Here is an 11,715-nt window from a genome sequence, read left to right on the forward strand (position 1 = left end):
TTTGAATACAGTTTGAGTCTGCATTTCTTTTTCGTTTATTTTTCTTATGGCTAGGTACTGAATAAATTGACAAAACTATGTTAGCTTTGCTGCACGTTGTATAAAAAGATTAAATTATGACTGCATTTTTACAGGTATTTACTTTAACAAATAACAGTTTGCTATTAGATGCCACACAGCATAAACAAAACAATGTGTTAGACACTCAAAAAAAAATTTGGGCGCTCACTAAGCAGCTAAAGCAAAGTAACGAATTTATTGATTTAGTCCCAGGCATGAACTCTTTAACGCTTTATTTAAAATCGGCAAGTAATTTAAAAAAATGGCAAAATGCCTTGCCTGATTTATGGGACAAAGTACAAGCAACAACATTTAAAGGCACTCACCATAAAATACACACTACTTATGATGGAGAAGATTTAGATTTTGTTGCCAAACAAACTAATTTAACACCCAAGCAAATTATTCAAATACATAGCCAAGCCACTTACCACGTTTTATTTTTAGGGTTTCAGCCCGGGTTTGCTTACCTACATGGGTTAGATTCACGCTTGCATATCCCACGCAGAGACACGCCGCGTACCAAAGTACCTAAGGGAGCCGTTGCTTTAGGCGCAGAGCAAACTGCCATTTACCCAGCAGAAACACCTGGCGGTTGGCATATCATTGGCCACACAAACACGCCCCTTTTTGATAGCACACACTCAGATCCTTGCTTATTTAAACCCGGCGACACGCTATCGTTCGTTTCAATAAACACAGTGCAAGGAGCATAAAGTGATAAAAGTTCTTAAACCTGGTGTACAACTTACAATTCAAGATGGCGGGCGCTGCGGTTATCGTCATTTAGGTGTAAGCCAAGCGGGTTGTTTAGACCCTTACGCACAAATAATTGCCAATAAATTAGTGGGTAACAAAGATAATGAAGCTGTGCTTGAAGTTACGTTAGGCCTTTGCGAGTTACAGTTTGAAACCGATACTGTTATTGCCCTACAAGGTGCTGATTTAAACGCTGCGCTTGATGAAACACCCTTGTACCCTGGCTGGAGTTACCAAGTAAGAGCCAAACAAACTTTAAGCTTTGATACTGGCCGCGCTGGTTTGCGTGCCTATGTAGCCGTACAAGGTGGCATTGATGTGAAAGATATCATGGGCTCAAAATCAACCGATTTAAACGCGCTCTTTGGCGGTTTAGCAGGTAAAGCACTTAGCGAGGGCGACATTATTCCTATTAAAACATCGCCCGTGCCAATAACGCGCTTTATACAGCGTGGCGCTATTACTCCGCCTAAACTAAAGGTGATTAGGGTATATGCAAGCCCACATGCGCATCTATTAGGTGATACGCTACTTAAACAGTTTTTTTCAACGGCGTTTAAAGTAAGCCATAACAGCAACAGAATGGGCCTTAGGCTAACAAACGAAAGTCCCCTAACTCATAGTCACTCACTTGCCTCTCTTGGTACAGGCCCAGGCTCTATTCAATTACCGCCCAGTGGTGAGCCTATTGTATTACTTAACGACGCACAAACAACCGGTGGCTACCCATTACTTGGCACGGTAATAGAGGCTGATTTACATCAATTTGCGCAATTTAGACCCGGTGACTCAATTGAATTTAAGCAAGTAACCCATGAGCAGGCTAGCTTAGCAAAACAAAAGCTTAAAGGTCACTTACATCAGCTCAGCTTGGCGCTTAAATATAGTTAACTCTAAGGTGAGATATAAACCTATTACAAGGAGCTAATAAAAGTACAAGCGGCGCTCTACTTAACTTGCAATAGGTAGGCTTAGATTGGTTAATTAAGCGCAAAAAATAAAAACACGCTAACGCAAAAAATTATAATAATGCAATTTAAGCTCTGCTTTAATTTTCGCACACACTTGGTGCATTTGTGCAGTGTGCTTTTTTGCAAACACTGCGCTAAATGCTTTATTAACGCCACTTTAAACACCAAAGGTGTTGTAAATATAGCCGCACTTGTGCGTGGCGCACCAATTTGGTGCGAGCACTTTTCACTTGGTGCATAAATTATTCTTAATTAATTGTAAAAGCAGTGTGACTTGAGTAATTATTTCTGATAAAACAAGGTTTCGCAGCACAGCAAAGTTGCCCTGCTGCACACATAATAGGAATGAGGAGTTACTATGTGTTCAATTTTTGGTGTATTAGATATTAAATCTAACGCCACTCAGTTGCGTACCCAAGCAATTGAAATGTCAAAACTACTAAGGCACCGTGGCCCAGATTGGTCTGGTGTGTATTCATCTGAAAAAGCGATTTTAGTGCATGAACGCTTAGCCATTGTTGGTGTATCAAGCGGCGCACAACCATTATATAACCCTGAAAAAACAAATATTCTAGCGGTTAACGGCGAAATTTATAACCACAAAGAGCTGGCAGCAGAGCTAGAGGTAGATTTTGAATTTCAGACTCAATCAGACTGTGAAGTTATTTTAGCGTTATACAAACAAAAAGGGCCTGAGTTTTTAGATGACTTAAATGGTATTTTTGCATTTTGTTTATACGATGAAGAAAACGATGCGTACTTAATTGGCCGCGATCACATTGGTATTATTCCGCTTTATACTGGCCACGATGAGCATGGTAATTTTTATGTTGCCTCAGAGCTTAAAGCGCTTTCACCAATTTGTAAGCACATTGAAGAGTTTCCACCAGGGCACTACCTATACAGCAAAAATGGTGAACTAACGCCTTATTATAAGCGCGATTGGGAAACCTTTGATGCAGTTAAAGATAACAGCGCACAAGCGCAAGACGTAAAAGAAGCGCTAGAAAGCGCTGTAAAACGCCAGCTAATGTGTGATGTACCGTATGGCGTATTGCTATCGGGCGGTTTAGACTCGTCGGTTATTTCGGCTATTACGCAACGTTTTGCCGCTAAACGTATTGAAGATAACGATGAAAGTGACGCATGGTGGCCTAAGCTGCATTCTTTTTCTGTTGGGCTTGAGGGTTCACCTGATTTAGCCGCTGCGCAAAAAGTAGCGGATATGATTGGCACAGTACATCACCCTATTCACTTTACCATTCAAGAAGGTATTGATGCGCTTCGTGAGGTTATTTACCACATTGAAACGTACGATGTAACCACCATCCGTGCTTCAACGCCAATGTATTTAATGGCGCGCCAAATTAAAGCTATGGGTATTAAAATGGTATTATCGGGCGAAGGCGCTGATGAACTATTTGGTGGCTATTTATACTTCCATAAAGCGCCAAACGCACAAGAGTTTCATGAAGAGCTAAACCGTAAAGTGTCAAAGCTGCATATGTTTGACTGTTTACGTGCCAATAAGTCAATGGCTGCATGGGGCGTAGAAGCACGCGTACCGTTTCTTGATAAAGAGTTTGTTGATGTGGCTATGCGTATCAACCCTGAAGCAAAAATGTGTAAAGATGGCAAAATTGAAAAGCACATTTTACGCGAAGGCTTCGATGGCTACCTGCCTGAAGAAGTACTGTGGCGTCAAAAAGAGCAATTCTCAGACGGTGTTGGCTACAGCTGGATAGACACGTTAAAAGAGTTTGTAAACGAGCAAGTAAGCGACCAAGAGCTTGCTAACGCTAAGTTTAAGTACCCTATTAACACGCCAGATTCTAAAGAAGCGTATTACTATCGCTCTATTTTTGAATCACACTTCCCAGGTGATGCATCAGCTAAATGTGTACCACATGGTAAGTCGGTTGCGTGTTCAACCCCTGAAGCACTTGCATGGGATGCATCATTTCAAAATAATGCTGATCCTTCAGGCCGTGCTGCTGGCGTTCACAACGACGCGTATGCAAGCAAAGGCTAAACGCGCCCTTTTATCGCAACGTAGGCTACAACAGCCTAGGTTGCGATATATAAAGCACCTTTATTCAGTTCCTGTATTTTCTAGTTCACAGCATAACTTAGCCGGTTCAAGTGCGTTAATTGTTATTTATACGCAAGGGTTAAGTACGCGTGTAATGCAAAAAATTGCATCAAACTCGCAGCACCCTGCTAGCGTTTTTTTAAATGAAAATGAAATTTCTCACCGTGTATGTAACATTCGCTGGTTTAACCAAACATCAGAAATTAAGCGCTGCGGCCATGGCACCCTTGCTGCTGCAAAATGTTTATTAGCACACTTTGGTTTTTGCCCTTCACACTTTATTTCAAACGATAAAGAACGGTTTAAAATCAAGCGAGCTACAGGCCGGGTACAACTTCAGCTAGCGGCTATTAATTCTAAAAAGAGTGATGAGGTTAACAGCCTTAGTGATGTGTTTTCGCACTCTATAAAAGCAACTTACTCAACAGCTTATAAAAATGGCTATACCGTTGTACTGTTTAAAAACATGGCTGATTTAAAGCATTTAGAGGTTAATTTTACACATTTAGTAAATGTGCATAACAATGCGGTAATTGCACTGCAAATACATAGTATTAATAAAAACAACGCAAGTGCGTATTTTAGGTATTTTGCGCCGCAATTTGGGGTAAATGAAGATACTGCTACAGGCTCTGCCGTGTCGGTTATTGCGCCACTTATTTTTAGACTACATGGTTTAAATAAAGTAACCCTTTTGCAGCAGTCACCAAAAGGCGCGCTGCTAAACTATACGTTTAGCAGCAATCAGGTAGTTGTAAGTTAAGCTATTACATTGGCCTTAGTAGGCAAAGTGCAAAGTAGCTTTTCTCGTCTTGCCATGTTTGTTCAAGCGATAAATTAGCCTGAGCAGCAAGATTTTTAAACGACTCAAGCGTATATTTGTGCGAGTTTTCAGTGTGAATGCTCTCTCCCGCTACAAAGTCTATTTGCTTATCGTTAATAACTACGCTTTGATTACACTTGCTCACTAAATGCATTTCAATGCGGCTGTGCACTTCGTTAAATCGCGATTCATGTTTAAAATTATCTAAAATAAACGTGCCATTTAATTCGTTATTTATACGCTGGAGCAAGTTTTTATTAAAGGCGGCGGTAATGCCGGCTTTGTCATCGTAAGCATCAAGTAACACTTGTCGCTCTTTTACTAAATCAATACCTATTAATACATAGCCATCAACACCACATAAACGGTGGAAATTATTCATTATTTCAATGGCTTTTACTGGCGCAAAGTTACCCAGTGTGGAGCCTGGAAAATAAACTAAATTTGTTTGGCTGTCTAAGGCGGTGTCTTTTGTTAACTGCTTAACCATTTGGCTATGGGTAAAATCACCTAGCAATGGCGTAATGGCCAGCTCCGGAAATAACGGTGATAAATGCGCTAACGAGTAATTAAGCATCTCTGATGATATTTCAAAAGGAACAAAGGTTTTTACATTGCTCATATGGGCGAGTAAATACGCGACCTTTTTACCCGAGCCACAGCCAGGCTCAATAATTGATAGGTTCTCAGGCAGTTTATTAGCGATAGCTTTTGAGTAATCTTCTAATATGGCAAGTTCAGTGCGGGTAACATAGTACTCTTGCAATGAGGTTATTTGCTCGAATAAAGCCGCCCCTTTATCATCGTAAAAATACTTACACGGCAGCGACTTTTGCTGTTGAGCAAGTCCATGTAATACATCATTTAAAAAGTCTAGATCGGTGATTGATTGCTGATTAATTGCTGTTACTTGGCTCATAGTATGTCCTTTGCTAGTCTAATGCCGCTGCACATCCACGCTTGGTGCGGATAAAAAAAGTTACGGTAGGTCTGTCTTAAATGATCTTTTGGGGTAAACACGCATCCGCCACGCAAAACCATTTGGTTATTCATAAATTTACCATTGTATTCCCCTGCGGCTCCGCTAAAGGGTTTAAAGCCTGGGTAAGGTAAATAGGCGCTATTAGTCCACTGCCAACATGTATCGCTTAACTGCGAGATATCATCTGGGGTTTTACATACACTTGGCGTAAGCAAATCGTTTTGCTGTTGCTTAAGTGCTTGCTGCTGCGCTACATACTCCCATTCAAACTCAGTAGGTAGGCGCGCATTAACAAAGTTAGCATAGGCTGCCGCTTCAAAATAACTTACATGGCTCACTGGCGCATCTAAATTTAAAGGCTGCAGTCCGTATAGGGTAAATTCAAACCACTGCCCGTCAATATACTGCCAGTATAAAGGGTGACTAAGTTGCTCGGTGTTTATATTAGCCCAGCCATCACTTAACCAAAATGAAGGGTTTTTATACCCGCCAGCCTCTATAAATTGTAAGTACTCTCTATTAGTTACTAATCGGTTAGCAAAACTAAACGCATGGATAAGGGCTTGATGTTTAGGTTGTTCGTTATCGTACGAAAAACCGTTTTTAGCATCAGCCCCTATATTGGTTATGCTTTGGCTAAATTCGGTATATTTTAAAGTGCCTAGCGAATCACTCACCTTTATTAAGTCATTTGGAGTTTTGCTGTAGGCAGGAAAGCTTGGATTAACCGAAAAATTATATTTAATATCCATTAGCATGAGCTCTTGATGTTGCTGCTCATGATTCAGCCCAAGTTCTATAATATTGCACAGTGTTTGGTTAATGCCTAATTGAAGCAGCTCGTTTAGCGCATTATCAACATAGGCTCTGTAGCGCAACACCACCTCTAAACTGGGGCGAGATAAACATCCTCTATTAGCACGCTTAAACTGCTCACCTATGCCGTTATAGTAGGAGTTAAAAAGCACCTTAAATTGTTCATCAAAGAGCGTGTAGTTAGGCAGATACTTAGCAAGTAAAAATGTTTCAAAAAACCACGTGGTGTGAGCTAAGTGCCATTTCATTGGGCTTGCATCATCCATTGCTTGTAGTTGGCAATCTTCTGCGCTGAGGTTTTTTATAAGTGTAAGACTATGTTGGCGAATTGACTGAAATTGAGCGTGTATTTTTTCAGTACTGTGCGCTTCATTCGTTTTCGTGTTTAGCATATTAAAGTTAGTCCTTTTCACTCTTTGCGATTAAATAAAGCCTACCCCAGATTTTACCTTTATGCATGTTACATAATGATTAAATCAAACCCTCTACCCATTTAAAACGTAGACTAATGTATTAACGACTAAACGAGTTTGGTGGCGCTGCTTTAATTTTAGTTTAATAACAAACTAATTTTTAACACTTACTGAATTAACAATAGCTTATCTTTTTAGTGATAAATAGCTTTTAGCGCTAAGTAATCAGGCATATATAACCAAATAGTTTTACATTTACGATTTAACTCATACACTATTAAGGGTATGATCAGCGATTAATTTAGTTAGTCCTCAAATAAGTTTTATTGTAAATAATGCAACTTACTGTGTGGCTAATTAACTTAGTGTTATGCCGGAACTCTCTGGCTTGTTAGGACAACATAAGAGGTATTCATGAGCGAAAATCATGACAAGTATAGTATTGATAATACGGACTACACCGTAGGTCAAGATAACGTGCAAAAATGGGGATTTGATATACATAATCCTGTTTTTGGTATTAGTGCCGGTTTGATTGTCATCTTTTTAGTCGCCATTCTCGTTTCGGATGCGCAAACAGCCAAAGCAACGCTTGATGGTATTAAGCTCGATATAATAAATAACTTTGATGCGTTTTTTATGTGGGCAGCAAACTTCTTTGTTATATTTTGTTTGGCATTAATTGTATCGCCATATGGGAATATTCGTTTAGGCGGAGAAGGTGCGAAACCAACGCACTCGCGTATGTCATGGCTTGCCATGTTATTTGCCGCAGGTATGGGTATTGGGTTAATGTTTTGGGGTGTTGCAGAGCCTGTAGCTTACTTTACCGGCTGGTACGAAACCCCACTTAATGTAACCGCAAATACGCCTGAGGCTGCAAAAGTAGCAATGGGTGCAACCATGTTTCACTGGGGTCTTCACCCATGGGCTATTTATGCCGTTGTAGCGCTCTCACTTGCGTTTTTTACTTATAATAAAGGTCTTCCTTTATCAATCCGTTCAATTTTTTATCCACTATTAGGCGACAGAGCTTGGGGTTGGCCTGGTCATATTATTGATATTCTTGCCGTGCTTGCCACTTTATTTGGCCTTGCAACCTCGTTAGGTTTAGGCGCACAGCAGGCTTCTGCAGGTATTAATCATGTATTTGGAACTGATGGCGGCGTAGGCGCACAATTATTGGTTATTATTGGCGTTACCTTACTGGCTATTATCTCAGTAGTACGCGGCATTGATGGCGGCGTAAAGGTCCTTAGTAATATAAACATGCTCATTGCATTTGCCTTACTCCTGTTTGTTGGTTTAGTTGGCTTTGCTGTGGCAATCGGTAACGTACCAAATACGGTTATGGGTTATGTTGAAAATATTATTCCACTGAGCAACCCACATGGCCGAGAAGACGAAACATGGATGCACGGTTGGACTGTATTTTACTGGGCATGGTGGATTTCGTGGTCACCGTTTGTAGGTATGTTTATTGCGCGTGTTTCTCGTGGTCGTACTATTAGAGAGTTTTTAATCGCTGTATTATTAATTCCTACTGCGGTTACTATTTTATGGATGTCTATTTACGGCGGCATTGCAATAGACCAAGTTGTTCAAGGTATAGGTAGCTTAGGCGTAAACGGTTTAACCGATGTACCTATGGCGATGTTCCAAATGCTAGACGAACTGCCTATGTCGAGCGTGCTTTCGTTCCTAGCTGTGGTTTTAGTATTAGTGTTTTTCATTACCTCTTCTGACTCGGGTTCATTAGTTATCGACTCAATTACAGCAGGCGGTAAAGTGGATGCGCCAGTACCACAACGGATCTTTTGGGCTACGGTTGAGGGCTCTATTGCTGCTGCTCTATTATGGATTGGTGGTACAGAGGCGATTCAAGCATTACAAGCGGGTGCTGTTTCAACAGGTCTTCCGTTTACTTTAGTGTTACTACTAATGTGTGTAAGCCTATTATTAGGATTACGTACTGAGCCTCGCGCTGTTAAATAATTAGTCGCTTGCCAGTAAACAATAAAAAAACGCCGCATAATATGCGGCGTTTTTATTGGCTAAGCTAAACTTTGGTTAATAAGTTTAAACCTGTATTGCACTCGCTAAAATTTAAAAATAGATTTAACTTAGTAATTCAGCCAATGGCGTATCATCGCGGTAATGATATTGCAGCTGTGCAATTAACAGCTCTGCTGTGGCTAATGCATCAGTTAGCGCATTGTGATTATGATAGGCAGGTAAAGAATATCGGCTGCGGCAATCTGTGAGTCTCAGTGAGCCTACCTTTTGATTAAACAAACGCCCTATTAAGCCTTGGCGGGCGCGCAGTGCTCGTTGCTCAATTTCCATGGTATCGACTAATGCAAACTGGATCCCTTCGTTAATTCTCGCAAGTAATGCATTGTTTAAAAAGTGCCGCTCTATCGCTGCATAATGCACCACCACGACTTTACCACTAAGTGCATTAAGTAGCGGCCCTAGTCGAGAGGTTAAATCGGGAGCATCATCCACTTCTGAATGCGTAATACCATGAATAACAATCGACTCCTCACTTAAGCTTTTACGAGGCTGCACTACCCAATGCTTAGCATGTGTGCAATATACTCTTTGCATTGTAAAAGGGACTAAGCCAATACTGACTATATCGTCTACCTCACTATTTAGACCGGTTGTCTCAAAATCAAGAGCCACAAACGAAATGTCTTTTATGGGCGTGTGCGTATCACCATAAGCGTGCTGATAAAACGCTTTTAAATGCTCATTTTTAGCGTTGTTAGCCAGTGTTTTATAATGAGCCTGCCAGTCAAAATACGATTGCTTAGCCATTCGTTACTTAACACCCGCATTGGCTGAGTAACTAAACTTTAAGTAGCTTTGTGCTTTTTCGAGTATGGCAAACGCTTCTTTTAAGTTGCGTTGCTCAAACGGCGAAAGTAAATGCGGGTCTATGTCGTTATCGGGCTCTTCTTCTTGCTCTATTTGCCATGCTTGATGGCGAATTCGCATCATGGCAATGTATTCTAACGCGTCACGTAAATCTTGTGCTTTACCCTCAGGTAACAGGCGCGATTCAATAATATCTTCAAGGCGTTCAAACGAATTTTGCTTACGAGAGCCTATCGCCAGTGCATGCACTCTTATCACATCAGAAAGCGGCGCGGTGCCTCTGCGTTTTAAGTTCATTGAACGCTTATGCTGGCCGTTGTGCTCAAGCACAAAGCCTTTAAAAAACCCAAGTGGCGGTGTGCGGTTTCGGGCATTGGCGGCCATATTTGCTAAAAACACACGGTTTTGTTTACTTTGCTTAGCAATAAAAATTTTAAGCTCGTCGGCCCATTTTGTTTTACCCCACACCCCATCTAAATCAAAGAATATTGAGCTGTTAAGTAGGGCTTGTGGTTTAGGTAAGGCTATCCACTGCGAGAATTGATCAAACCATTGCGAGCGTGTTTTACGCCATTTTTTAAACGAGGCCATAATTTCACCGCTGCAATAGGTATAACCACATTGCGCTAAGCCATCACACACAAAATCAGAAATATTTTGAAAGTACTCGTTGTGTTTTTCATCATCGTAATTGTCATCCAAAATAAGCGCGTTATCTTGATCTGTTACAATAAGTTGTTCATCTCGCGCCATAGAGCCTAACGCTATAAAACAGTAAGGTACTGGCGGCGGGCCATATTTTTCTTCAGCCAGTACTAATAAGCGCTGTTTAAAAGTACGCCCTATTACCGCCATTGCCGTACCAATCATATGTGAATTAGCATCTTCGTTTACCATACGTACAAATACATTGGGCAACTGGCGCGCATAATGTGCTAAATCTTCAATGGTTTGCTGCGCTAAAATACCGCGTACCAAGAGTAAACTACTTTGTGACTCGTACCTTAAAATATCGGATAGTGAAATAACCCCAATAGGTCGGCGCTTTTGTACCACAGGTAAGTGGTGCAAGTTGTCGCGCAGCATGGCAAGGACGGCTTCAAATACATAGGCATTTGAATCAAGCAGTACAAGATTAGTCGACATAATTTTATCTGCAGTAACATCAAGCCCAAGGCCTTCGGCTACCACTTTTGTGCGTATATCGCGGTCGGTAATAATGCCTACAATTTGCCCATCGTCTTCTTCTGGGTCGTCGCTTATTGGTTTGTCTAAATCGGTAACTAACACAGAAGATACCGCTTCTTCTGTCATTACTTTAGCCACATCCTGTATGGTGGTTTGCGTACTTAGCGTTACCACATCGCGATGAATGAGCGACTTAACTTTGGCGGTTGTTAAATCGTTGCTGTCGGCTTGCTCAACTAACGCTTGGCGAAGGCGTACATTGCCATCGGCTTCAAAATAATCAGCAAAGCCGTCAAACTCGTCACAAAAACGGTTAAACAGCGTAAAGTTAATACAGTACACTAGGGTGTCTTCGAGTGCCTTTGCAGGAAAGCGCACTTTACGATTCATCAACAAGCCCATTTGGCCAAAAATACCGCCCACATCTAAGCGATTATAAAGCTCGTTATTACGACGATAAATTTCCACAGAGCCACTGCGAATTATAAATAAATCAGCGATGTCTTGGCCTAACGTTAAAATATCAGTTTGCGAGCGGTAGTAAGCTACCTCAACTTGTTGCGCAAGCTCGTTTAAAGCGTTTGTCGGTAAGTCATCAAATGGCGGGTGCTGCGCTAAAAACTGCGCAATTTCAACTTGTTCGGCTTGCATTGGGAATTCCTTGTGGCCACACAAAAAGGCATGTATATGCTTAAGTGGCTATCTTAACAAACAAGTAGTGCCAATCA

Annotated in this window: 9 protein-coding genes; 5 read left to right on the forward strand and 4 right to left on the reverse strand. The window is 41.1% G+C overall.

Annotated features, from left to right (window positions below; genetic code table 11):
- Positions 1-116 precede the first annotated feature (116 nt).
- The 4 genes from pxpB to PSH48_RS08260 all read left to right on the forward strand — a co-directional run bounded on the left by pxpB (position 117) and on the right by PSH48_RS08260 (position 4,645).
- Positions 117-776, forward strand: a complete 660-nt coding sequence (pxpB, locus tag PSH48_RS08245; protein WP_273586586.1) for a 5-oxoprolinase subunit PxpB — start codon at positions 117-119, stop codon at positions 774-776.
- Between the two features lies 1 nt (position 777).
- A complete protein-coding gene (locus PSH48_RS08250; protein ID WP_273586585.1) occupies positions 778-1,710 on the forward strand; it encodes a biotin-dependent carboxyltransferase family protein in 933 nt (310 codons plus the stop codon).
- A 438-nt stretch (positions 1,711-2,148) separates the two neighbouring features.
- Positions 2,149-3,822 carry an asparagine synthase B gene (gene asnB, locus PSH48_RS08255; RefSeq protein WP_024034109.1) on the forward strand — a complete coding sequence of 558 codons (1,674 nt, stop codon included), beginning with the start codon at positions 2,149-2,151 and terminating at the stop codon, positions 3,820-3,822.
- On the forward strand, positions 3,806-4,645 hold the full coding sequence (locus PSH48_RS08260; protein ID WP_273586584.1) for a PhzF family phenazine biosynthesis protein: 840 nt from the start codon (positions 3,806-3,808) through the stop codon (positions 4,643-4,645). Before asnB ends, PSH48_RS08260 begins: the two co-directional genes overlap by 17 nt.
- A gap of 4 nt (positions 4,646-4,649) precedes the next feature.
- Here PSH48_RS08260 and egtD read toward each other — a convergent pair whose 3' ends face one another.
- Together egtD and egtB are read right to left on the reverse strand one after the other, a co-directional pair.
- Positions 4,650-5,624 (reverse strand): L-histidine N(alpha)-methyltransferase, encoded by a 975-nt coding sequence (gene egtD / locus PSH48_RS08265; protein ID WP_138578095.1) that lies wholly within the window; start codon positions 5,622-5,624, stop codon positions 4,650-4,652.
- Positions 5,621-6,895, reverse strand: coding sequence for an ergothioneine biosynthesis protein EgtB (gene egtB / locus PSH48_RS08270; protein ID WP_273586583.1), 1,275 nt, complete (start codon positions 6,893-6,895; stop codon positions 5,621-5,623). The genes egtD and egtB overlap by 4 nt, the downstream gene beginning before the upstream one ends.
- A 435-nt stretch (positions 6,896-7,330) precedes the next feature.
- Between egtB and PSH48_RS08275 the strand changes: the two genes are divergently transcribed.
- The gene (locus PSH48_RS08275; RefSeq protein WP_273586582.1) at positions 7,331-8,911 is read left to right on the forward strand and encodes a BCCT family transporter; all 1,581 of its coding nucleotides are present in this window, start codon (positions 7,331-7,333) and stop codon (positions 8,909-8,911) included.
- A 123-nt stretch (positions 8,912-9,034) separates the two neighbouring features.
- Here PSH48_RS08275 and PSH48_RS08280 read toward each other — a convergent pair whose 3' ends face one another.
- Positions 9,035-9,739 (reverse strand): 3'-5' exonuclease, encoded by a 705-nt coding sequence (locus tag PSH48_RS08280; protein WP_064385440.1) that lies wholly within the window; start codon positions 9,737-9,739, stop codon positions 9,035-9,037.
- A 3-nt stretch (positions 9,740-9,742) separates the two neighbouring features.
- Positions 9,743-11,638: a DUF294 nucleotidyltransferase-like domain-containing protein gene (locus PSH48_RS08285; protein ID WP_004587882.1), complete on the reverse strand. Its 1,896-nt coding sequence runs from the start codon at positions 11,636-11,638 to the stop codon at positions 9,743-9,745.
- Between the last annotated feature and the right edge of the window lie 77 nt (positions 11,639-11,715).

Origin of the sequence: Pseudoalteromonas sp. Angola-4 (assembly GCF_028599265.1) — a bacterium.
GTDB lineage: Bacteria > Pseudomonadota > Gammaproteobacteria > Enterobacterales > Alteromonadaceae > Pseudoalteromonas > Pseudoalteromonas atlantica.

What these genes read in the sequence shown, in the direction of transcription:
- pxpB (WP_273586586.1), top strand. Translation starts at nt 117, where the DNA reads ATGACTGCATTTTTACAGGTATTTACTTTAACAAATAACAGTTTGCTA.
- asnB (WP_024034109.1), top strand. Translation starts at nt 2,149, where the DNA reads ATGTGTTCAATTTTTGGTGTATTAGATATTAAATCTAACGCCACTCAG.
- PSH48_RS08260 (WP_273586584.1), top strand. Translation starts at nt 3,806, where the DNA reads ATGCAAGCAAAGGCTAAACGCGCCCTTTTATCGCAACGTAGGCTACAA.
- egtD (WP_138578095.1), bottom strand. Translation starts at nt 5,624, where the DNA reads ATGAGCCAAGTAACAGCAATTAATCAGCAATCAATCACCGATCTAGAC.
- egtB (WP_273586583.1), bottom strand. Translation starts at nt 6,895, where the DNA reads ATGCTAAACACGAAAACGAATGAAGCGCACAGTACTGAAAAAATACAC.
- PSH48_RS08275 (WP_273586582.1), top strand. Translation starts at nt 7,331, where the DNA reads ATGAGCGAAAATCATGACAAGTATAGTATTGATAATACGGACTACACC.
- PSH48_RS08280 (WP_064385440.1), bottom strand. Translation starts at nt 9,739, where the DNA reads ATGGCTAAGCAATCGTATTTTGACTGGCAGGCTCATTATAAAACACTG.
- PSH48_RS08285 (WP_004587882.1), bottom strand. Translation starts at nt 11,638, where the DNA reads ATGCAAGCCGAACAAGTTGAAATTGCGCAGTTTTTAGCGCAGCACCCG.